At 36.8% G+C, this 23,415-nt stretch carries 20 protein-coding genes; 11 read left to right on the top strand and 9 right to left on the bottom strand.

The features are described 5' to 3' along the window. Nucleotides 1-442: 442 nt before the first annotated feature. Nucleotides 443-1,561 (top strand): Stf0 family sulfotransferase, encoded by a 1,119-nt coding sequence (locus PLEUR7319_RS0124710; protein ID WP_019507908.1) that lies wholly within the window; start codon nucleotides 443-445, stop codon nucleotides 1,559-1,561. Nucleotides 1,562-1,678: 117 nt separating this feature from the next. Here PLEUR7319_RS0124710 and PLEUR7319_RS0124705 read toward each other — a convergent pair whose 3' ends face one another. After that, nucleotides 1,679-2,185, bottom strand: coding sequence for a hypothetical protein (locus PLEUR7319_RS0124705; RefSeq protein WP_019507907.1), 507 nt, complete (start codon nucleotides 2,183-2,185; stop codon nucleotides 1,679-1,681). Nucleotides 2,186-2,528: 343 nt separating this feature from the next. Between PLEUR7319_RS0124705 and PLEUR7319_RS36610 the strand changes: the two genes are divergently transcribed. The 5 genes from PLEUR7319_RS36610 (at nucleotide 2,529) to PLEUR7319_RS0124680 (ending at nucleotide 8,772) form a co-directional block, all read left to right on the top strand. Further along, a complete protein-coding gene (locus PLEUR7319_RS36610; protein ID WP_019507906.1) occupies nucleotides 2,529-2,930 on the top strand; it encodes a hypothetical protein in 402 nt (133 codons plus the stop codon). Nucleotides 2,931-3,145: 215 nt separating this feature from the next. Continuing rightward, nucleotides 3,146-4,174 (top strand): type 2 isopentenyl-diphosphate Delta-isomerase, encoded by a 1,029-nt coding sequence (gene fni / locus PLEUR7319_RS0124695; RefSeq protein WP_019507905.1) that lies wholly within the window; start codon nucleotides 3,146-3,148, stop codon nucleotides 4,172-4,174. Nucleotides 4,175-4,452: 278 nt separating this feature from the next. Further along, nucleotides 4,453-6,099, top strand: coding sequence for an NAD(P)H-quinone oxidoreductase subunit 4 (locus PLEUR7319_RS0124690; protein ID WP_019503506.1), 1,647 nt, complete (start codon nucleotides 4,453-4,455; stop codon nucleotides 6,097-6,099). 276 nt (nucleotides 6,100-6,375) lie between these two features. After that, nucleotides 6,376-6,984: a hypothetical protein gene (locus PLEUR7319_RS0124685; protein ID WP_237743616.1), complete on the top strand. Its 609-nt coding sequence runs from the start codon at nucleotides 6,376-6,378 to the stop codon at nucleotides 6,982-6,984. Between the two features lie 414 nt (nucleotides 6,985-7,398). Beyond that, nucleotides 7,399-8,772, top strand: a complete 1,374-nt coding sequence (locus PLEUR7319_RS0124680) for an IS110 family transposase (protein WP_019503253.1) — start codon at nucleotides 7,399-7,401, stop codon at nucleotides 8,770-8,772. 97 nt (nucleotides 8,773-8,869) lie between these two features. On the opposite strand, the gene PLEUR7319_RS43660 is transcribed toward PLEUR7319_RS0124680, so the two are convergent. Continuing rightward, complete coding sequence (locus PLEUR7319_RS43660; RefSeq protein ID WP_019507903.1) at nucleotides 8,870-9,052, bottom strand: hypothetical protein; 183 nt, start codon at nucleotides 9,050-9,052, stop codon at nucleotides 8,870-8,872. A 102-nt stretch (nucleotides 9,053-9,154) separates the two neighbouring features. On the opposite strand from PLEUR7319_RS43660, the gene PLEUR7319_RS43655 reads away from it, so the two are divergent. Beyond that, the gene (locus PLEUR7319_RS43655; RefSeq protein WP_071592963.1) at nucleotides 9,155-9,265 is read left to right on the top strand and encodes a four helix bundle protein; all 111 of its coding nucleotides are present in this window, start codon (nucleotides 9,155-9,157) and stop codon (nucleotides 9,263-9,265) included. 439 nt (nucleotides 9,266-9,704) lie between these two features. Here the strand turns inward: PLEUR7319_RS43655 and PLEUR7319_RS41445 are convergent, their stop codons facing one another. The 5 genes from PLEUR7319_RS41445 to PLEUR7319_RS0124650 all read right to left on the bottom strand — a co-directional run bounded on the left by PLEUR7319_RS41445 (nucleotide 9,705) and on the right by PLEUR7319_RS0124650 (nucleotide 13,075). After that, nucleotides 9,705-9,863, bottom strand: coding sequence for a hypothetical protein (locus PLEUR7319_RS41445; RefSeq protein ID WP_019507902.1), 159 nt, complete (start codon nucleotides 9,861-9,863; stop codon nucleotides 9,705-9,707). A 608-nt stretch (nucleotides 9,864-10,471) separates the two neighbouring features. Next, nucleotides 10,472-10,630, bottom strand: coding sequence for a hypothetical protein (locus PLEUR7319_RS41440; protein ID WP_019507902.1), 159 nt, complete (start codon nucleotides 10,628-10,630; stop codon nucleotides 10,472-10,474). A gap of 573 nt (nucleotides 10,631-11,203) precedes the next feature. Continuing rightward, the gene (locus tag PLEUR7319_RS0124660) at nucleotides 11,204-11,908 is read right to left on the bottom strand and encodes an urease accessory protein UreF (protein WP_019507901.1); all 705 of its coding nucleotides are present in this window, start codon (nucleotides 11,906-11,908) and stop codon (nucleotides 11,204-11,206) included. Beyond that, on the bottom strand, nucleotides 11,901-12,398 hold the full coding sequence (locus PLEUR7319_RS0124655; protein WP_019507900.1) for a GNAT family N-acetyltransferase: 498 nt from the start codon (nucleotides 12,396-12,398) through the stop codon (nucleotides 11,901-11,903). The genes PLEUR7319_RS0124660 and PLEUR7319_RS0124655 overlap by 8 nt, the downstream gene beginning before the upstream one ends. A gap of 143 nt (nucleotides 12,399-12,541) precedes the next feature. Then, the gene (locus tag PLEUR7319_RS0124650; protein WP_026102759.1) at nucleotides 12,542-13,075 is read right to left on the bottom strand and encodes a DoxX family membrane protein; all 534 of its coding nucleotides are present in this window, start codon (nucleotides 13,073-13,075) and stop codon (nucleotides 12,542-12,544) included. 204 nt (nucleotides 13,076-13,279) lie between these two features. Here PLEUR7319_RS0124650 and PLEUR7319_RS0124645 point away from each other — a divergent pair, with 204 nt between their 5' ends. Both PLEUR7319_RS0124645 and PLEUR7319_RS0124640 read left to right on the top strand, forming a co-directional pair. Further along, nucleotides 13,280-13,957: a bifunctional 2-polyprenyl-6-hydroxyphenol methylase/3-demethylubiquinol 3-O-methyltransferase UbiG gene (locus PLEUR7319_RS0124645; RefSeq protein ID WP_019507898.1), complete on the top strand. Its 678-nt coding sequence runs from the start codon at nucleotides 13,280-13,282 to the stop codon at nucleotides 13,955-13,957. 24 nt (nucleotides 13,958-13,981) lie between these two features. Then, nucleotides 13,982-14,308, top strand: a complete 327-nt coding sequence (locus PLEUR7319_RS0124640; RefSeq protein ID WP_019507897.1) for a hypothetical protein — start codon at nucleotides 13,982-13,984, stop codon at nucleotides 14,306-14,308. 11 nt (nucleotides 14,309-14,319) lie between these two features. Here PLEUR7319_RS0124640 and PLEUR7319_RS0124635 read toward each other — a convergent pair whose 3' ends face one another. After that, nucleotides 14,320-16,638, bottom strand: coding sequence for an ATP-binding protein (locus PLEUR7319_RS0124635; RefSeq protein WP_019507896.1), 2,319 nt, complete (start codon nucleotides 16,636-16,638; stop codon nucleotides 14,320-14,322). 110 nt (nucleotides 16,639-16,748) lie between these two features. On the opposite strand from PLEUR7319_RS0124635, the gene cobN reads away from it, so the two are divergent. Continuing rightward, nucleotides 16,749-20,627 carry a cobaltochelatase subunit CobN gene (gene cobN / locus PLEUR7319_RS0124630; RefSeq protein WP_019507895.1) on the top strand — a complete coding sequence of 1,293 codons (3,879 nt, stop codon included), beginning with the start codon at nucleotides 16,749-16,751 and terminating at the stop codon, nucleotides 20,625-20,627. Nucleotides 20,628-20,835: 208 nt separating this feature from the next. On the opposite strand, the gene PLEUR7319_RS38515 is transcribed toward cobN, so the two are convergent. Continuing rightward, on the bottom strand, nucleotides 20,836-21,663 hold the full coding sequence (locus PLEUR7319_RS38515) for a response regulator transcription factor (RefSeq protein WP_144054374.1): 828 nt from the start codon (nucleotides 21,661-21,663) through the stop codon (nucleotides 20,836-20,838). A 513-nt stretch (nucleotides 21,664-22,176) separates the two neighbouring features. On the opposite strand from PLEUR7319_RS38515, the gene PLEUR7319_RS0124620 reads away from it, so the two are divergent. Next, nucleotides 22,177-23,382, top strand: a complete 1,206-nt coding sequence (locus PLEUR7319_RS0124620) for a glutathione S-transferase family protein (protein WP_019507893.1) — start codon at nucleotides 22,177-22,179, stop codon at nucleotides 23,380-23,382. Nucleotides 23,383-23,415: the final 33 nt, after the last annotated feature.

Genomic DNA, 23,415 nt, shown 5'->3' with positions numbered 1-23,415 from the left:
AAAAAAGAGAACGCCAACTCCTCGAACTAATCAAAACAGCTCCTCTCCTGTAGCTTTACTTGTCGATGATACTCATCGATTTGATAATCAGATTCATGTTTGATCTATCTCCTTTCTACAATCTAAATATCATCTTTTTTGAGCTTCTTTATTTTCTTGCTACCAACAGTCTTTAAAAAAGTAGGTGATTTTTCAGATAATCATATTTAAGAAAAGAGGAAGTAGAAAAGAAAAAAATTAAGTAAAACTATAGCTTTAGCTTCTTATTGGAAACTGTCAAATTCTGAGAATTTAGATCTATAACTTAATTGTGCTAGCAATCTGCTAAAAAATAAGTTAACTTTTTTAAGTATTAACCAGCTAGCTCGGTAAAATTAAAAAACTTGATAAAGTTGGTCAAATTTTAGATCTGAAAATCAGTAAATTGTATAATTGCACTAATATGGAATTAGCTCAAATCTTCCAAGATATTGAAGAAACACAGTTCTTAAATAAATTATCATCTCAAGACCGACTTTTTTTTATTGGTGATACAGAGCCATTAGAATATATCAAAAACTTTTTTGAAAATCTTAAGCAAATAGATAACAATCATTATTGCCATCTATCAGCTTGTAATCTAGATAACATATTGGCTATTCCCCAAGGTTCTCAACAGTATAGGGCAATAGTCATAGTATCTTTCAAGAATGAAGCAGTACTATTTCAAGAAGTAAAACAAAAAGCTGATAAACTTAAAATAAACATTCCTACATTAAGACTTTTTGCCGATGTTTTTATTAATCATTTATGTAAACAAAAATTATGGCAATCTACCGTCGATCGCCTAGAAAAACCCAAAGTATCTTATGCTATCTTAACCACTCCTCGATCTGGCTCAACTTATTTCTGTGAGTTATTAGATTCTACTGGAATTGCTGGTCATCCATATGAACATCTAAGACTGGCTGCTCAAGAATTGACCCGCCATTGTAATTTTGATTATTTGAGATTGCTTTACAATTTAATGCGATACAGAACCACTAGCAATGGGGTTTTTGGAACAAAATTCATATCACATTTTTTATTTGAGTTTCAAAGAGCCAAACCGAATTTTAAGCAGATTTTCAGTTCTATTGATAAATATATTCTGCTTGTCAGAAAAGATAAAGTTGCCCAAGCAGTATCTTTAGTACTGGCTCAAAAAACTGAAATTTGGCATCTTCATAGTAATCTGAGTCAAAATAATCCTAATTATCAAGCGTACCAATCAAAACTAGGTGATATTGAAATTAATGATGTGTTGTTATCAGAGGTGGAACAAAAATTTCAGTTCATTCAAAATCAAGAAGCTCGTTTAAAAAAAATACTGACTGCCAATCAAATAGAGCCTTTAGTATTAGTATATGAAGATATTGTAGAAGCTCCAGAATTGCAAATAAATCGTATTTTAAATTTTCTCGAAATAGAGAAACCAGAACAATACCAGATGCGTATAAGTTCTGGTATCAAAAAAATGCCTTCAAATATTTCTCAAGAAATTATTCGCCAATTCAAACAAAGAAAAAGCACTGTGTGTTAAGTAAATTGATTTCTATAAAGTTATCACACAGTACCTGAGTAAAACTGAGAATATTTTTGGTTTAATTGAAATAATGATCTGCTGAATTCTTTTTCACAAGCAAAATTTTAAGTTTAATTAAGCTAAGACAAAATCAACTTCGTTTGCTCCACTAGTTTCACCTTGTCCGCTAACTAGTTTTTCGCCGTTGACTTCAACTGCAAAATCAGTACCATCGAGATTGAGATTGTAATCTGTTGCATCACCTGTATAACCAACGCTAGCTACCATTTTGCGACCGGCATCAGTATATTTAAAAGCCATCATTTGGTTTTTATCCTTTTCGTTATCCTTTGCCCAAATCACCATGTATTGTTCGCCTTGATATTCAAACACTTTTGGTGGACGGGTGGGAACATAACGACCAGGATTACCAAAGCTTTTATCTAAAAAGTCTTGAACTGAACCTGGTTCTACTGTAGCGTAGGCTACTTCGTCTGAAGCTACGTTTTCTGCATCACCTTGACTCTCATCAACTACTTCTTCTTTATCGCGATTACGGAAATAATCTACTGCTTTTTTGGTACCGATCGCACCAACTGCTGCTACGCCGGCTCCTAGTAAAATGTTACGTAGTTTACTCATTGATTGCTCCAAGATTTATAACTATATCTTTTAGTTAAACAATATATTTGCTGTTCTCTGGTACTATTTGACTATTTTTTAAGAGTTAGTCTATTTTTGGGTAATTACAGCCAGATCTTTATGTTTGCCGATCCTGGATCTAATCCGCATTTTTATTGACTATTAACGTTGCTTATGTGTAAGATAATACTTATATATAATTAACTTTTAGTTACTTTTTATAAACGCAAGATACCGAAAGTAACTAAAAGGGATTGTCAATCATTTTGAGCAAATACGGTGGATGTTAGCCACCGTTCCTGTACCAAATATTTATTTAGCAAATTAGGAGAGACAAAGGACAATGGGAGATAAAGATTTTTTCTTAGACCCTGATGATTCCATGACCATGGGAGACATCAACTACATGAGAAAAGCCAAGAGAACTAGAAGAACTTTTCCTAAAACCCTCAAGAATCCAAGTGGTTTTGATCTTGAAAACGAAGTTTCTTCAGTTGAAGATAGATCCAACTTATACAAGGGTAGCAACACTAATCAAAATACTACTGTAAATACTGTTTTCAATCCCACTCCTAGTTCTCAATCCCAAGCTGGAATTACCGGAGGTTCTGCGGTTAATCAGACTAACCAACCTGAGACTAGTAGTGCTAGTATTCAGCCACCAACATCACAGACTCCAAAGCGTCGTCAAACAGACAGCAGTATGGATATGTTCCGTAACATGGCTAAGAAAATTCGTAAGTAAAACACAGCAACCAATTAAATTAAAAATTAATTTACAACTAAATAATATTTAGTGTTGCTGTTTTAATACAAAACTTTGCTTAGGGGTGAATTGTTATGGTTCACCTCTTTTTTGGTGTTTTTTATGAGGGATATTACAAAATTAAATTTACGATGTTCAGGGAAGGTAAGATATAAGCTGACTAAACTTAGTTACCAATAAGGAGTGCAAAATCAATGACTAATACGCAAACTAGGAAAGCCGATCATCTGCGTATTTGTCTAGAAGACGACGTACAGTTTCGTAATTTGACTAATGGATTAGATAAGTACCGTTTCGAGCATTCCTGTTTACCAGAATTGGACTTGAGCGACGTTGATTTAAGTACTAAGTTTTTGGACAAAAGACTTTGTTCTCCTGTATTAATTTCTTCGATGACAGGGGGAACAGAGCAAGCCAAAATGATTAATTGCCGTCTGGCTGTAGCAGCGCAAAAATACGGTTTGGCGATGGGAGTTGGTTCACAACGTATTGCGGTCGAAAATCCTGATGTAGCTCATACTTTTGCTGTGCGATCGCTTGCTCCCGATGCTGTTCTATGTGCCAATTTAGGAGCGATCCAGCTTAATTATACCTATGGTATTGAACAGTGTTTGCGGGTAGTAGATATTTTAGAAGCAGATGCACTGATTCTGCACTTAAATCCTTTGCAAGAATGTATCCAACCCCACGGAGATACTAATTTCAAAGGCTTATTGACTAAAATTGAGCAACTTTGTCATCAGATTGATGTACCCGTCATTGCCAAAGAAGTTGGTAATGGTATTTCGGCAACTATGGCAACTAAACTGATTGATGCAGGAGTAGCCGTAATTGACGTGGCAGGGGCAGGAGGTACATCCTGGGCGAAAGTAGAGAGCGAAAGAGCTGAAAATAATTTACAGCGCAGATTAGGAAAAACTTTTGCCGATTGGGGTATTTCTACTGCCGACTGTATTGTACAAATTCGAGAGCAATACTCAAATTTACCTTTAATTGCCTCTGGAGGTTTGCGGAATGGCATGGAAATAGCCAAGGCGATCGCTCTAGGAGCAGATTTGGCAGGATTAGCTTTTCCATTTCTTCAGGCAGCAGCAGAATCTGAAGAGGCTTTAGATGAGTTGATTGAATTATTGATTGCCGAGATCAAAACAGTATTATTTTGTACTGGTAATGCTAATTTAGCTGAGTTAAAGCGATCTCAATCTTTGCTAAAAATCAAATAAGAAATATTGTTTGACTTCAATTTTTTTCCATACATTTTACTCTTCATTACAACAGTTCTTTTCTTGTGTATTAATCCTTTAGTTTCTAAGAACTGATCTTTTTCTCTGTCTATCTGGGTTAATAAATTCTGCTCAATTTTACTTTTTCCTGTTACAAGTTTGTCACCTTTGTCAGCCTAGTATGTGGGTAATTCATAGATGGTAAGTAAATTCTTAAAACTTTTTCTCAGCCATCCTAATCCTACTTTTTTGTTTGTTTTATTTTTTTATCAAGTTCAATGATTAATACTCATATTCCCTGGCTGACGATAGTCACCGTATTCCCGTTATTAGCTGCCTTGTTCATTCCCTTCATTCCCGATAAAGACGGCAAAACTGTCCGTTGGTATGCCTTCGGTGTTGGTCTGATTGATCTGGCTTTAATCGCTTTCGTTTCCTGGCAACATTACGATTTTCATAATCCCGCATTTCAGTTAGTCGAGACTTATTCCTGGCTCCCCCAACTCGGTCTGAGTTGGTCTCTGGGTGCTGATGACCTCTCTTGGCCCTTAGTCATGCTCACTGGAGTCGTCACTACTCTGTCGATCTTTGCCGCTTGGAAAGTTCAAACTAAGCCCCGCTTGTTTTACTTCCTCTTGTTGGCCATGTATAGCGCCCAGATTGGGGTCTTCCTCGCCAAAGATTTACTCTTATTCTTCCTCATGTGGGAATTAGAGTTGGTTCCTGTCTATCTACTGATTTCCATTTGGGGTGGTCCCAAACGTCGTTATGCTGCTACTAAGTTCATTCTCTACACCGCTCTCGGTTCGGTCTTTATCTTAGCTGCTGGTCTAGCTCTAGCTTTCTACGGTGGTACTACTACTTTTGATATCGAAGCTTTAAGTCTCAAACAATATCCTCTGGCATTAGAAATTCTCGCTTACACTGGTTTCTTAATCTCCTTTGGTGTCAAACTGCCCATCTTTCCTTTCCATACCTGGTTGCCCGATGCCCACGGTGAAGCTTCTGCTCCCATCTCCATGGTTTTAGCCGGTGTCTTGCTCAAAATGGGTGGTTATGCTCTGATTCGCATGAACATTGAAATGTTAGCTGATGCTCATGTTTATTTTGCTCCGGTCTTAATCGTCTTAGGAATTGTCAATATCGTCTACGGTGCCTTCGCTGCTTTTGCACAGACCAATATCAAACGCCGTATGGCCTACTCTTCAATTTCCCACATGGGTTTTGTCTTAATTGGTATTGCTTGCTTCAACGATTTGGGTTTGAGCGGTGCCATGTTACAAATGCTCTCTCACGGTTTGATTGCTGCTAGCCTCTTCTTCCTCTGTGGAGTTGCTTACGAACGCACCCATACTTTGTGGCTGGATGAAATGAGTGGCTTGGCTCAGAAAATGCCCAAAACCTTCGCTCTGTTCACTGCCGGTTGTTTTGCCTCTTTAGCTCTTCCTGGTATGAGTGGTTTTGTCGGCGAGATTACTATCTTCCTCGGTTTAACTACCAGCGATGCTTACACTCCTACTTTCAAAGCTGTGGTAATCATCTTGGCGGCAGTTGGATTGATTATGACTCCCATCTACTTGCTCTCGATGCTCAGAGTCCTCTTCTATGGTGCGGAAAATCCGGTCTTAAGTGTCAAAGACCTAGTTTGGTCCGATGCTAAACCTCGTGAAATCTTCATCACTGCTTGTCTTTTAATTCCCATCATTGGAATTGGTTTCTATCCTAAGTTAGTCACTCAAACTTACGATGCTAAAACTACCGAAGTAGCAGCACATGAACACCACATTTTAGCTCACACTTCACAGATGCCTGAACTCTATGCCTCAACCAAGAATCATCTTGTGCCTGAGCTGCCACACACTGAAACTCTCGGTTTACTTAGTGTCAACGAGTTCGAGCGATTCACTCTCTCCAACATCAGCTAGTTGCTTCTTACCTGAATGTACTAAATAGAACTCAATTGAATAACCAAGAAAAGAAGGTAGGCAAACAAGAATTAAACTATTTTCTTAATCTCTAAAACCTACCTTCACTATCTTCTTTATTTCTATTCAATTGGACTCAGCTATTATCGATATTTCCCTTTAACTCCAGACAATTTTGATTTTAGTTTACTCAAAGTCAATAACTAAAAATTCTTAAAGTTAAAAGCTAAAAAAATTATCGGCTAACTCACATCGATTAATATTCTTAGAATCAAAATGATGCTCTCACAAATTGTCCGTCCTTTAGTAGATACTCAAATTCGGCGATTAGCTAGTTCTCAGACTACTTATTCGACTTTAGTTGAAACCATTGCTAAATGGCTGAGTTATCTAGGAGTAAAAGCCCGAGTTACTCATCTAGCTAATCAATCAGGACAGATTCAAGTTTCTCTTACTGTTGATAAGCCTAATACCTGCGCTTCAGATGACTGGCAGCAAATTCTACATAATTTAGAAGGACAAAAATCAGTTTCCTCTCTAAGTGCATATAATCAAATTGTCCCTTCACAACGAAGTAAATTACAAAGGTTATTTGCTTATTTAATTCAAACTAGTCAACCAGATCACAAAACTAACTTAAATGTTATTACCAATAAACTAAATAAATTAAATCTAGACGAATTCATGCTGCTCGGGATCAGATCAGCTCTAAGAGTTCCTCAGTCCATAGATCGATTAATCAAAGAAATAGACCCTGATGTAGTTGCCTTAGCTTTACCACAAGCTGTGGAAATTGCTCTTTCAGATCGTCAACTCAATCGAGAAGCTGAAACTGCCATCTTTGCTATGTTAAAAGCTGCCAAATCTGGCGCCAAATCTTATTAATATTCATTCTTCTTGAAGTAAGTAGAGAGAAGGATGTACAAATAAATAAAAATATGAAACCCACGGCTACTACTATCCATTAAGCTGTGGGATAATTGTATTTTAGTGTTTCTAGTTATGAGTAAGGAGCTTTTTTAAAGTAACAAGTAATAAGCTCCTGAAGGACGCTTTGCGCCCCAAAATAAAGATGAGAAACCAAATTGGTAGACCAAGTATCATGATACGTGGAAATGTTTTCATCACAAAAAAGCCGAAGTTACAATGGTGCAACGAACGCCCGAGAATAAGCTTGGTTAGAGGAAAGTGGACAAATAAATTGGTGAAAGGAGAAAAAACCTTATCCCGTTGGAGAGAATGACAAGAGAAAACCATTCCTCATCGAAAACATTTCCCTATCAAGAGTGAGGGCAAAAAATGAAGCCAATTGGTCGAAGCCAAAAATCCCAGAAAAAAAGTAGCAAAAGACAGGAGCCAGAAATAAAAGTCATCAATCCGCACTCGGCGGGAATTGATATTGGCTCAAGAGAGCATTGGGTTTGTGTACCTATAGCAGCAACAGAATCTAATGTTCGTTGTTTTGGGTGTAGTACACCAGATTTACTAGCTCTGGCAAATTGGTTAAGTGAATGCGGTGTGACGAGTATTGCCCTCGAATCGACGGGAGTAGAATGGATACCTTTATTTAACATCTTAAGTCAGCATAACTTCCAAGTCTGTTTAGTCAATGCTCACAATGTAAAAACAGTACCAGGAAGAAAAAGCGATGTCCAAGATTGTCAATGGTTACAACAACTGCATAGTTATGGCTTACTTGCACCTTCCTTTATCCCCGAAGGAGAAATAACTGTACTGAGAAGCTATTTAAGACAACGAGAAAATTTGATTCAAGCTAGTTCGACTCATGTGCAAAGAATGCAAAAAGCTTTAACACAGATGAATTTGCAGTTGCATAAAGTCATTAGCGATCTTACAGGGGTGACAGGATTAAATATTCTGAGGGCCATTATTGCTGGGGAAAGAAATCCACAAACCTTAGCCAAATTAGCACACCGAAGAATTAAAAGTAGTCCACAACAAATTAGAGATGCCCTAACGGGTAATTATCGTCCAGAAATGGTTTTTATTTTGCATCAAGAATTATCTTGTTATCAATTTTATCAACAACAAATCGGATTATTAGAGGAACAAATCGAACAATGTCTCAGTAAATTGCCCTCCCAAACAAAAGAGACTCCGCCCCTAAATAGCCAGAAAAAGTGTCGTCGCTCAATCAAATCAGGGTTCGACTTACATTCTCATCTCTATCGTATTGCGGGAGTAGATTTTACCAGCATTGATGGTTTAAGTGTAGTCACAGTGCAAACCATCCTCAGTGAAGTAGGATTAGACCCGACTAAATTTAAGAGTGCTAAACATTTCAGCTCTTGGCTCGGATTATGTCCTGGTTGTCGGATTACAGGGGGCAAAGTTAAAAGTTCTCAGACTCGTCGAGTTAACAATCGAGCTGCAACAGCTTTTCGATTGGCAGCTCAAGCTGTTAGTCGTTCTCATTCAGCTTTGGGCGCATTTTATCGACGCATTCGCTCCCGTGCTGGCGCACCCAAGGCCATTACTGCTACAGCACACAAAATTGCTCGTCTATTCTATACTCTCTGGACAAAAAAAGAATCTTATCTCGATCGTGGAGCTGATTACTATGAACAAAAATATCAAGAAAGACTCATCAAAAATCTCAAGCAAAGAGCAAAATCCCTTGGTTTAGAAGTAGTTGAGGCATCTTCTACTTGATTTTAGTTTCTGGAGAGTAATAAGTAAAGCGGCAGAGCCGCAGCTATAAGCTGTAAGCTGTAAGCTGTAAGCCAATTAGAAGAGGCTTTAACCTCTCCTAATTGTAGACCACCAAACTTCGTTTGCTGGGGGCATTAAACCCGATAGCTATAAGCCCTTCGGGTTCGACAGTTTCTTTAAGCGGGACAAAGGCCAGGCGTATGGCCGCATCGTACCCCCTAAAGGGTTCAGCAGTGGCTTCAAGCGGGGGAACCCCGCCAACGCCCTGCTTCACCGCCAACGAACTGTCTCACTGTTAGCCGTTTACAAAGCGTAAACTTTAGAGCTTAAAGCTTAAGGCTTAGAGCTTAAAGCTTTTTAAGGTAATAAGTAATAAGTTTCTATAGCCTTAAAAGAAGCCAGTGAAACACGCTATTGGATTGATATAACGATTCAATCTGAAACTATATCAGAAAAGAAATTTAGCTCGATGATTGATGAAATAAATAAATAATCCGGATACTAATCAGTACTATCAAAAAGCTTAAAAATAAATAATCGTTACTCGTTACTCGTTACTCGTTACTCGTTACTCGTTACTCGTTACTTAAAGAACGTGAAAATAAATTTTTGCCACCGTAAATTTCGCTCACTCTACATCATGTTTCTTGTAAAATGAGATGCTCACAACCCCTATGACCGCCTTGCCTCGCTTTTCATGCTGTGTAGAACTCATTACTCATTACTCATTACTTAATTTTTTAAAGTTACCTATATCAATAGAATTTAGTATTAGATAAACTTTGGTTTAAAACCTAATACCTCAAACAAATAAAGGAGTCTAAACTTGAAATAAACAAAGAAATAAATTCATTCTTTATTTAATAAGCTTAAACTCCAGTTAAGGGAATTAGCAGGAAAGTGTTGTTGAAGAAGGTTGGATTTAGAGATGATCAAGCTGCTTGATCTTGTTTCTCATCAAAAACTTTTAAACGGTCAGCTTTTTTAGAAAATTTTACAGTAGAGTTATCAGTTTTGACTTCAAAAAGCTGGCGTATTTTGTAACGCTTATCAACAATAGTCAATCTGTGGAAACGCTTATTGATATTCATAGGATGTCTTTTCCTTAACTTATCTTGGTAACAGTATAAACAAAAAAAAGTGACATTCTAGTGACAAAATTATAGTTATAAATTGTATTTACAAAACTTTAAAGATAACCAAATATTATTTTTAAAAAATAGAATATTCGGGTATAAATACTCATTTGCATCTCATTGATTACCAAGATTTTATTGTTAAGAAGTAAGATTTAGCATTTAAAAACTCAGCTTTCGTATTTAAATTGTTGTCGTCAATAATTTTTAGGTATTTATAGTCTCAATCGATTGTCATCAAAGAGTTTTAGATTGTTTTCTCTTCATTCAGGTCGTTCAGTTTATTAGAAATTATCTTGATTTGCGATCGCCATTAATCTGCTGAAATGTACAAAATTCCTGAAATGGTAATCAAAGTTTGAATAATTAGTAATAGTCAGATTTATAGCGTTTCTCGCGTTAATTAATATACTTTAGTTTAGAACCAAATATTTCAAACAAACAATGGAGTCCAAACTTGAAATAAACAAAGAAATAAATTTATTCTTTATTTAATAAGTTTAAACTCCAGTTAAGGGAATTAGCAGGAAAGTGTTGTTGAAGAAGGTTTGATTTAGAGACGATTAAGCTGCTTGATCTTGTTTCTCGTCAAAAACTTTTAAACGGTCAGCTTTTTTAGAAAATTTTACAGTAGAGTTATCAGTTTTAACTTCAAAAAGCTGGCGTATTTTATAACGCTTATCAACAATGGTCAATCTGTGAAAACGCTTATTGATATTCATAGGATGTCTTTTTCTTAACTTATCTTGGTAACAGTATAAACAAGAAAAAGTGACATTCTAGTAACAAAATTATGGTCATAAATTGTATTTACAAAACTTTAAAAAAACCTAGATCTTACTGTCAAAAAATAGAAGACTAGGGTATAAATACTCATGTTTATCTCATAAAATATAAAGATTTTAGTGTTAAAAAATAAGATTAAACATCTAACAACTCAGCTTTCATAGTTAAATTACTATGGTTAGTATTCTTCAGGCATTTATAGTCTCAATCGATTATCATCAAAGAGTTATAGATTATTCTTTACTGTATCGAGATTATTTAGTTTAGAAGATCTTATTATGATTTGCGATCGCCATTAATCTGCTTAAATGTACAAAATTCTTGGAACTATTTTTTTAGTTAAATTAACAGTATGACAATAGTTAAATAGAATACATTTTTGGAAAAAATAACTAACTAGATTTTTACATTTGGTTGTTTTAAATTAAATTCCGGAAAATCCACAGGTATATTTCGCGCTTTCCACCTACTTAAGTAATTGTTAAAGACACTTATTCAAGAAGTATGGGTCAACTAGCAAACAAACGACTCATTAATCTCGGATGGCGCATCTGTGCTAAATCGATCGCCGGTGTACAAGACCACATCTCATCTAATCTCATGTTAAATGCAGTATAATAAGCTGCTTCAATATCTGGTGCTAGTTGGAGTAATATTTGCTGTGCTTGCAGGTGTCCTAAAATCCCTAGGCGAATTGCGGCACCCATCAAACCGCTAACAAAACCATGTAAAAAAGCCAACGATGTATCTATTTCGTTTAAACCAGCGATGTTTCCCACCACTCCAAAGACAACGGGATGTAAACAATAAAATTGATTTACGAGACGGTCATACTCCAAAAGTTCCAATTGTTGATGATGCCAAGTAGACTGCGCTACCATCAATAATGCTCGTCCACTTTGACGTTGGGTTTTGCGAGTAGTGGCAATCAAAGTTTGAGTAAATAATTGAGCATCAACTTGCTTGACCATTTCCAGGTCATTTGCTGCACTTGCACGATAGGCATGAATCAAGGCTACCAAATCGCAAGTAGCAATTTTATTGTGCAGGAGTATTTGTAAAAACGCTATTAAATCTTCAGTCTGTTGTATTTTATGCTGTTGGACAAACGATTCTAACCCATGTGAGAGAGTATAAGAGCCAGAAGGAAAGAACGAGTCAGATAATTGCATTAAAGCCAGTTTTTGCTTAATTGCAGATTGTTGATTATTCATGATTGATTACCTGTGGAGTCCATTGGAAAAAACAGCGATCGCCTTTTTGGTCAATAATTTCTGCACCTAAACGACGATAAAATTTTAGTCCGCGTGTATTTCGGGCATCCGCAGTCCAGGCAAGATGAGTGCAATTATTCTCTAGAGCAATGTGCTGTAATTGATTCATCAACAAAGCTCCTGCACCTTTACTTCTCATAGTTTCATCTACGTATAAATCGTCAAGCCAAATACTCGGTTGCCCAGCAAAAGAAGAATATCTAAATCCATACAAAGCCAAACCAATAGCACCTTGAGAACTTTCTGCAAAGAGAACATAAGCAAAAGGATTGGAACAAAAAAGAGTTTGCTGTATTTTCGCTTCAGTAACTTGAATTGTTCCTGAATAAGCTCCGACACTACGATCAAACTCCGACTTTTTTTTAATAAATGAATAAATTAAAGATACATCATCTGGATTAGCAGAGCGAACTTGAGTTTCTTGCTTCATTACAAAAAAAATGACCGTCTTAATCAAATATGACGATCACTAGTATTAAGCTGAACTCTAAATTAACTATCAACAACTTTAGGTAAATATATAATTTGATAGTTCATTAGATATAAATTGAATAATCAAAATAAATTTGGCTATTATTTTTTTACAGTTTTGGGTGCTTCCGCAGAATTGAAACTTTTTTCCAACAGCATAATTTTCTTTGCTTGGGCAGACAGAGCAGATTTATCCAGCCAATTTGTAATCAAAGCATCACTAGAAAATAAACCAGCACCATTAATTAAAAAGAACAAAAAACACGCGGCATATATGGCAGATAATTCCAGATAAGGAATACTAAACCCAGCAACCAATACATGATGGTACATAGCTACGCACATCGTAGCAAATAATCCTAAAGCAGCAGGTCTTGTGATCAGACCAATAATTAATAGTGGTGCTCCAATAAGCTCAGTAAAAGCAGCAACATAACTCAAAAAGATGGGAAATGGTAGCCCCATATAAGCAACGTAAGCTTGTGCAAAACTTTCAATATTAGATAGTTTGTCAAGACCATTATGAATCATCATAATTCCGACAACAGCTCTAAGTATTGCCCAGGAAGTTTGATTCCAAAAATTAGGCGTCACATTAGGACGAAAAACTTTGGTTAAAATTGAATTCATTGACATAGTGGTAAAGAGGTTAAAAAATTACGAAATATAAAGAATATGAGAACATGATGGCAACCAATTTAAAGCTTTCATATCCTATAGACTAAAAAAATTAAAGGATAGTAAAGCCGCTCAAATTTAACAGTAAACTGAGAAAATTTTGAAGCCATATATTAGAATTTAACGTATTTTTTATAAGAAAAGTAACGTTTTATTAAAAAATTGAATAAAAATCTCACTCAAAAAATTCAGGATGATTTTGATCGTCTTGCTTTGTACGATCAAAATGAATGGGATCACAATAATCACTACCATCAGTTTTTAATTAAACAGTTACCTGGTGAATGTCATACAGTGCTTGACCTCGGTTGTGGTGTTGGTAAATTTTCAAGGCTTCTTGCCCGATATACCGATGAAGTTGTGGCTATCGATTTATCTCCCAAAAGTATTGAGGTCGCCGAACAAAGATCGACAGGTTTCACTAACATTGACTTCCAAGTTGCGGATATTTCTCAGTGGCAATTTCCTCCAGCTCATTTCGATGCGATCGCCTCAATAGCTACAGTACACCATCTGACTTTAGAAGATTTACTTCCTAAATTAAAGGCTTCTCTTAAACCTGGAGGTGTACTAATTATTTTAGACTTATTAAAACATCACAATATTCAAGATACATTAATCGATCTGATTGCTATTCCCCAAAACTGGTGGTTTTTAGCAACTAAAAATCAACATATCCAACCTTCTCCAGAAGCAGTAGAGGCGATGAGAGAACATCTTCGCACTGACGAATATCTTAACTTTTCACAAGTAAAAAAGATTTATACAAATTCCTTGAAGACTCCAAAAATAAGGAGACACTTGTTTTGGCGTTACTCAGTAGTCTGGGATAAGCCGTAATTCGTAGAAACTCCGCAAAATATAGTGCAACCGGAACAAACAACTGCTCAAGCCTGTCGGAGCGATCGCGTTGCCGGACAGTCTGGTGGTTTAACGATTAAAGGCCAGGGTGGTGTTCCTGCCGAACCAATAGAGCCGTTTATTGCCGACTCTATATTGGTAAATGGGCAAACTGGTACTCAAAACGAACAAACTCAGTATCTAGATATCAAGCCTATTTCTACTGGCATTGGAGATATTACTCCCGCCAGAGGGGTTATGGTAACAGAATCAGGTGAGGTAATTTTAACTGCCTATCCTACAGATAATATTGATACTCGTACACCTCACATTTCTGCTAACTGTAGTTAATCAAAACCAAATTAACCCTGATTATCTTGATATTCTATGTAACTACTTTCAGTTTTAATGAGATTGTTCATTTTATTAATTATTTGAGTCGGGTTCATCGACTTTAATAGATAGTCATTAACTCCATATCTAGAGAACCTCTGCCATTCATGATTGTTAAGAGAGTCACTCAATAAAACTAAACTAGTATTATTCAGGAGATGTTTATGGTTAATTGCTTTAGCAACAGTTTTGACTTCAATTTCTGAACAGTCCCGATCAATGATGATCGCACTAGGCTGTAAGAGTTCAATTTGATTAACTGCCATAGCAGCATCCATTAGCCAAATCACTTGGTATTCAATCGTAGTTAATAACTGGCAGATAAAGGTAGCGTGTTCTTCATCTTCTGTAATTAGCATAATTGTTTTAGAACCCAAGGGAACTTGAGGATAAGCAGGCAATTTTCTGGTTGCACTAGCCTTAAAGGGAGTTTTTTCCGGGAAATAAACCGTAAATATTGTTCCTTGTCCTAAAGCTGATTCTACTTCAATCATGCCACCATGTAATTCGACCAACTTTTTAGTTAAAGCTAGCCCTAGACCAGTACCACCATGGGTACGCTGACGAAAATTTTCTAGTTGTTTAAATTTCTCAAATAATAGTGGTATTTCGGCTGGGGCAATTCCAATACCTGTGTCTTCAACTTGGAAAACCACCTGACGTTTTTCACGCCATACTCGGAGAATGACTGTTCCTTGCTCGGGAGTAAACTTAATGCCATTACTTAACAAATTAAATAAAATTTCTTTTAAACGTATCTGATCTGCATAAAAGAAGTCTTGTTCGTTTTCTAGTCTAATTTCAGAACTGAGTATAATTTGCTTAGCTATTGCTGTTTCTTGTAGTATTTGTAATGATTGTTTAGTTACCTCAGTCAAAGATATTTGCTTGATATTTAATAAATGTTTGCCAGATTCTACTTCCGAAAACTCAAGAATATTGTTGATTAATGCTAATAGATGCTTTCCACTTTGTTGAATTAAGTGGAGATATTGCTGTTGCTTTTCTGGAGATAAAGTTACTCTCTCCTTAGTAGACGACCATTGGAGTAAAGTACTAGATAAACCAATTACACAAGTCAAGGGGGTGCGTAGTTCATGGCTCATACTTCCCAAAAACTCATGTTTAGACTTACTAGCAGCTTCCGCCGCTATTAGTGCATCTTTGATTTGTTGCGCTTGAGTTTTAACTTGTTTTTCCAGGAGTAATTTTTGCTGTTGTAGTTGCTGATAAGATTGATTGTGATGAATTGCGATCGCTAAATATTCAGCTATCTGGCGTAAAAACTGAATATCTTGATGATGCCATTGTCTCGGTTTATGACACTGATGAGCAATTATCAATCCCCATAATTTATCCTCTACATTAATTGGGATAACTGCTTTAGCTTTGACTTCCAATTTTCGCATTAAGGATTGTAAACAAGGGTTAAGATTAGAAGCTACTTCTACATCATTAATAACTAAACTGAATTTTTGTTGATATTTATTTTTACACTTAGAAAATTGGTGCTGACAAATTTCATCTTGAAAATCCAGAGTAGAGACAATATTCTCATTCTTTTTAGCCTCGAAAGTTACTGTATCTATCAGTTGAGATTTCTCTGAATCATAAATATGAGACTGAAGAGGAACATCTAATTGATAAATTAGCAATCGGTCTAATTCTAAGAATCTACAGCCATGATTAATAGCTGTTTGAATAATTTCCGATAAATTTAAATTTTGGCTAATTTGAATTTTGATTCGATCAAAGATGCGTTCTTGTTCCACTTGATAGTGTAGTATTTTATCCATCGGTGGACTAGGGTAATAGTTGTAATGGTGTTCTGTTTGATCTGCTTCATTTATTAGCAATTCAACTACTTTGACGATAAATTCCGAGGAATCATCGAGATCTGAGGATAATTTAGCCAGGAACTCGGTCTGCAAGTATTTAAGAACATTAACTTCCCATTTATTTTGATAACTTAGCTGAATTAGCTCTTCGACTATACTTAGGCGATCAAAAGCGATCGTGATCTGATATTTTTGGGATTCTACTGTTTTTTCCCTGCGTAACAATGCATTAAGTTTTGATGTTATTAATAAAAAAAACTTGTCTGTTTCTAATTGTTTATTTAGATGAATATTGTTGTCATTATTTGTCAGCTTTAATAGTGTATCCTCAGTAGCTAACAGAGTTTTATCTTCTGTTTTAGCCATTGCCAACCAAAGTTCAACTAGGTTTAGCCAAACTTGATGATTAACAATTCTTCTTAAAACTAAAGAAGTCGAAGAGTTTCGCACAATTTAAAAACAGCAAAAAAATACAGCTTTTTCCTCTTTAACCAGCTTGACTTATTTTTCTGAACTTAATCTAAACCGTAATTATTTCTCAAGATTAGATAGATCTAACTATGCATAAATTAGCTGCATTGCCTGGAGGTTGGAATCCAAATACAGAAGGAGTAATTTTTATTGAACAGTCTCCTGCTCCGATTGTTTTTTTAACCTATGCTGATACAGATATTCAAACTATTGCCGCTGCACAACTACTTTTGGGCAATAATTTTCCTGAGATTAGAGTAGTCAACTTATTGAATCTACAACAACAATTAAGTATAGATACATACCTAGAAACAGTGTTGTCTAAAGCACAAATAATTGTGTTACGTTTGCTGGGAGGAAGTGCCTATTGGTCTTATGGCTTAGAAAGAATTAAAGAAACTATTGAGTCGAATGGTGCGGCTTTATTTGTATTACCAGGAGACACTGCTCCCGATCTAGATCTAATTAGTCACTCAACAGTTTCTTTGGCAGCAGTCAACCAATTATGGCGTTATTTGATTGAAGGAGGAAGCGAAAACTTTGCTAATGCTTTTCGCTTTATTAGTGATACTTGTTTACAAACAAAATACCAACCAGCCGCCCCAAAATCTATTCTAGAAATAGATGTTTATCAATGGCAAGATTCAGAAGCAAATAGTATTCGTACTAATTTGGATAGTAGGGAGAAAAATATTAATCACAATTATACATTTACGTCTCCAATTGAAAACTGTTGTGGAATACTTTTTTATCGTTCTCATTATTTAGCGGGTAATACTCGACCAATTGATCTTTTATGCCAAACCATAGTAGCCAAGAATCTCCAACCACTACCGATATTTATCTCTTCATTAAGAAATATAGAAATACAGCAACAACTGTTAGCTTTACTTCAAAAAAACTCGATTAGAGTACTGCTCAATACCACCAGTTTTTCTCTAGCAAAAATTGGCGAATCATCTCAGCTTAAGTTTTGGCAACAATTAAATATTCCCGTCTTACAGGTGATTTTGAGTAGTAGTACTCAAGAACAATGGGAATCTAGTCTACAAGGATTAATGCCCAGAGATGTAGCAATGAATGTAGCTTTGCCCGAAGTAGATGGCAGAATTATTACTCGTGCTATTTCCTTTAAATCGGTACAAACTTGGAATGAAAAGCTAGAAACCAATGTAGTTGTTTATCAGCCCCAAAGCGATCGCCTAGATTTTGTCGCCGACTCCGCAGCTAATTGGATTAACTTAGCAAATACACCTCCAGAAGATCGTAAAGTAGCCTTAATTTTAGCTAACTACCCCAATAAAGACGGCAGAATTGCCAATGGAGTTGGTTTAGATACTCCCGCAAGCTGTATCAAAATTCTTCAAGCTTTACAGCAGTCAGGATATACAGTTACTGATATTCCCACTACAGGAGATGAATTAATTCAACGGCTGACTACAGGAATTACCAATGATCCTGAAAGTTGCAATACTCGTCCCAGTTATCAAAGTTTACCTTTAGATGAATATCAAAAGTATTGGCAGACATTACCTGAAACAATTCAACAAGAAATAACTGAAAGATGGGGGGTAGGGGCGAATCGCGATTCGCCCTTACAGGGATTAGCGGTATTCAACCAAATATCCATACAGATTCCAGGTATTCAGTTAGGTAATGTCTTTGTTGGGATTCAGCCATCACGAGGATATGATCGCGATCCGAGTTTAAATTATCATGCACCCGATCTAGAACCGACCCATGAATATTTAGCCTATTACCATTGGCTGAGAAGTTGTTTCCAGGTACAGGCGATCGTCCATGTCGGAAAGCACGGCAATTTAGAATGGCTCCCAGGCAAGAGTTTGGCTTTATCAGCTAATTGTTATCCTGAAGTTGCGCTACAAACTATTCCCAATATCTATCCTTTTATTGTTAACGATCCTGGGGAAGGTTCTCAGGCAAAAAGGCGATCGCAAGCCGTAATTATCGATCATCTCACTCCACCTCTAACCCGTGCAGAATTGTATGGCGGTTTAGAAAAATTAGAAGCCTTGATTGATGAATATTACGAAGCCCAAAGTTTAGATCCGACTCGACTGGATATTATTAGCGATCGCATTACCAAATTAGTTCAGCAAGAAAAGTTAGATCGGGATCTGGGTATCAATCCCACGGATACTCAAACATTGGCTCAATTCCTTTCCGTTGCCGATGGTTATCTTTGCGAACTCAAAGAAGCCCAAATACGCGATGGTTTACATATCTTTGGTCAATGTCCCCAAGGAGAACAACTGCGAGATTTAATAATTGCGATCGCGCGATCGCCCAGTTATGGTCGTATTGGTCTGACCCAGGCTTTGGCTAAAGATTTTGATTTAGATTTTGATCCATTATTAGGTGCAGACGGCGAATTTGAGGTAGGGGCTGTATCTCCTTCGGAGACGCTACGCGAACGCGAACAGCCCTTTCTGGATCTGAAAAGTTGGAAAAATAATTATGTACAGCAATTTAAGCAAGCCAGAAATAAAGGAGATGCAATTGCCATCCTCGAAGAAATTGCGATGAAATTGGTAGATAATCTCCTCAGCAATCAACCATCTACCATCAATCATTTACCATTAACCCAAATACAACTCCAGTGGATCGAAGAAACCCTACTACCAAATTTAATCAAAAGCGATCGCGAAATTACTAATTTACTCCAGGCTTTAGACGGTAAATATATACCCAGTGGGGCATCAGGCGCACCAACTAGAGGTAGACCAGAAGTATTGCCCACAGGACGTAACTTTTATTCAGTAGATATTAGAGGTATTCCCACAGAAACCGCTTGGGAAGTGGGTAGTAAGGCAGCAGAAACTTTAATTGAACGTTATACTCAAGAAAACGGTGAGTATCCTCAATCTTTAGCTATTTCTATTTGGGGAACATCAACCATGCGTACTGGTGGTGATGATATTGCTCAAGTGATGGCGTTAATGGGAGCAAGACCAGTGTGGGATGGAATGTCCCGTAGGGTAGTTGACTTTGAAGTGTTACCGATCTCTTTATTGAATCGCCCCCGTGTAGATGTAACAGTGAGGATATCAGGCTTTTTCCGAGACTCTTTTCTCAACATCATTAATTTGTTAAATAAAATAACTCAAACAGTTGCCAGCTTGCCAGAAACTTCCGAAGTTAATCCTTTAGCTGCGGAAGTGCAAAGAGAACAGCAGTTATGGGAAAAGCGAGGATTAGATCGAGAAACAGCGCAACAAAGAGCCAGTTATCGAGTGTTTGGATCTAAACCTGGTGCATATGGTGCAGGAATGCAAGGTTTGATTGAAGCTCAAAATTGGCAGAGTGATGAGGATTTAGCAAGAGCATATCTTAATTGGAGTTCCTATGCTTATGATGGTACAGGTCAAGGTTATGCTGTCCCTGAATCTTTTCAACGTCGCTTAAGACAGTTGCAGATAGTACTGCACAATCAAGATAACCGCGAACATGACTTACTCGACTCTGACGATTACTACCAATTCCAAGGTGGTATGACTGCTGCAGTACGTAGCCTAACAGGAAAAAACCCTGAAGTTTATTTTGGAGATAATTCTCAACCAAGTAATCCTAAAGTACGAAAGCTAACGGAAGAAATAGCGAGAGTATATCGATCGCGAGTCATTAATCCCAAGTGGATTAAAGGTGTTATGCGTCATGGTTATAAAGGTGCATTTGAAATGGCTGCAACAGTAGATTACTTATTCGCCTACGATGCTACGGCAAATTGCGTCGCCGATCATATGTATGAAGGAGTTGCCCAAGCCTATATCTTTGACGAACAAGTACAGCAATTTGTCCAAACGAAAAATCCTTGGGCATTGCGGGATATGTCGGAAAGACTACTAGAGGCTCATCAACGGGGATTATGGCAAAACGTCAGTCAACAAATGATTGCCGAATTAAAAGCGATCGCTAATCAAGCAGAAGGAGTAATCGAGGAAATTTAACCTATAACCCATAAGATGCGAGTTTGTTACTCGTTACTTTTTACTTAACTCCTGACTCCTAACTTCTGGTGTTCGCGATTATTTTGGTTTCGTCGAACTTGTGTTTAGCAATAATCGGCGATTGGGCTCTGCCCTAAAGGACTAGCTCCGCGTCGCGCACGGCAATCATGCGATTGGCTTTGCCACTGCCCTTCGGACAATCGCCAAATCAGTTGAGGAACAGAAAGTAGCCGAAAATAAGAATAGTAATGAATAAAACGAGATTAAAAACAAATTGTAATTTGACCACAAAATTAGTACTCTTCTCCAGGGAATTTAACTGATGTTTCATGCGATCTAACCTGAATTGAAAATTGGCCTCTCTCTCTTTTTGGATAATCATTTCTTGTTTGACAATATTTTTGATAGTTTCATTTAATTTCAGGGGTGATAATTCTTTAACAACAGTAATTTTTTGTTCGACTTCTTGTTTAACAATATCTTCAATAGTTTCGTTTAATTTCTGGGGATTCAATTCTTTAATAGGACCAATTTTGTGTTCTATTTTGGCTAAAACTGTGTCGACAATGTTGAGTTTATTAATAGTTAATTCCAAATCTTCTTGTAATAAAATATTTGGCATGGAAGCTTTACTAAAGTGTTTTTCTACCAATTCTAAAGTCAACTGGAAATAACCTTTGTGAACATAGCGAATGGCATCAGCTAATTCTTTGGCCGTTGTATTTTTCAGCCAATAGCCCTTAGCTCCTAGCTTGATGGCACTAGCGATATCCTGCTCTCGGTCATGGATAGTTAGCATTAAAACTTTAGTTTCAGTGAATTTTTCGACAATGGTTTTAGTAGCAGCCAGACCATCCATCACAGGCATTTCAATGTCCATTAAAACTACATCGGGTCGGAGACTTTCAACTTGATCGATTGCTGCTTTTCCATTTTCAGCAAAACCAATTATATTAAGGTCTGATTCTGATTCTAAGTATGATTCTAAAGTTTTACGAACAAAATTTTGATCGTCAGCTATGAGAACATTAATCATGACAATACTAGTCTTGAATTTTGTATAGTTTTTAGAAACGCTAAGTTCAGCCAAAAATCAAAACCAAAAATCAAAATTTTGATTTTTTCAGATGAATCTTAGTAAACCACCAAGTAAACTAAAGACTCGAACGTCAAAGACAATTTGTTAAAAATTCGAGATAGCGAGAGATTGAATTCCCTGTATGGCTCATATTTGAACCATAAAAACATTCCTATGCTATTAGCAAAATTAGGATCTATAATAATCTTTTTTGTGGGTATTTACAGTTATTTTTTCAACATCTCAAAAAGCCAAACAGTAAATATGAATTATCTGTCAGCTCAAAATAGCTTATATTAATCGGTAAAAATACTTCAAGAGATTTTTTAGCTCATTAATAAAAGGAAAACTGCACTATTAGCGATCGCTAGCTAATATGAATCTAATAATTTCTTTAAGACATCTATTTGCTGTTCAATAGATAATTATCTAGAGATAATAATTTAATTTGAGATTTAACAAAATACCTTCATGACTACTGACCCTCTAACTTGGCAACAATTAGAAGATCTAACTGATTTCGAGATAGATATCATCAATGGTTCTACCAACTCTCAGGCTACCCTGCGTCTATTTGGGAAGACAGAAGCAGACATAAGAGTAACTTTATTTCGGGATAACCATGCTTGGTGTCCTTATTGTCAAAAGATTTGGCTCTGGCTAGAAGAGAAGCAGATTCCTTACCGTGTTCGAAAGGTGACGATGTTCTGCTATGGCAAAAAAGAAAGTTGGTATAAGCGTAAAGTTCCCTCGGGAATGTTGCCTGCTATTGAGTTGGACGGGCAAATTATTACCGAAAGTGATGATATTTTGATTGCTCTGGAAGGAGTTTATAGTTCATTGTATCTGGGGATGCAAGATCCCAAGGTATTACCTTTACGACAACTTGAAAGATTGCTATTCAGAGCTTGGTGTAGTTGGCTGTGCTATCGAGCGATATTTCCTGGGCAAGAAAAAGGTAATCGCCAACAGTTTATAGAAACAGTAGCAATGGTAGAACAAGCACTAGATAGCACTCCGGGAGCATACTTCTTGGAAGAATTTAGTACTGCTGATGTTATCTTTACCCCTTATGTAGAAAGGATGAATGCTAGCCTTTTCTATTACAAAGGCTATTCTTTACGAGAAGAAAATCCTCATTTGTCTGCCTGGTTTGATGCCATGGAAAGTAGAGCTACTTATCGGGGTACTCAAAGCGACTTTCATACCCATGTTCATGACTTACCGCCGCAAATGGGAGGGTGCTATTCTAACGGAGAATCTCAGACTTTACTCAACCAGGAAAAAGTTGACCGTGGTTCGTGGTTTAGTCTACCCGATGTTACCTATCCCGAACCAGAAAATTCTCGTACTGAAGCTCTACAACGAGTTATTAAACACCGCGAAAATATTATTAAAGTCAATCCGGCAGATAACCAATTATTTGACGAAGCTCTGCGGTGCGCTCTGACTAATATGATGACTGAGGAAACATGTACTCCACCACCAGGTTCAGATGTCGCTCTGCGGTACTTAAGAGATAGAATCAGTGTCCCCAGGGATATGTCTATTTATGCTGCTAAACGATTACGAGAATCATTAGAAAAAACAGCAACCTTAGCTGGCGATCGCCAACCTGAACCTATCCCGATTAGACACCGATACGACCAAAACCCTGTTAACTTTGTTAATGGCTAATTGTCGGAACATTTGATTGAAAATACTTAAATT

Origin of the sequence: Pleurocapsa sp. PCC 7319 (assembly GCF_000332195.1) — a bacterium.
GTDB lineage: Bacteria > Cyanobacteriota > Cyanobacteriia > Cyanobacteriales > Xenococcaceae > Waterburya.
The sequence above is the reverse complement of the archived record's forward strand: the minus strand, read 5'-3'. Positions and strand labels throughout refer to the sequence as shown.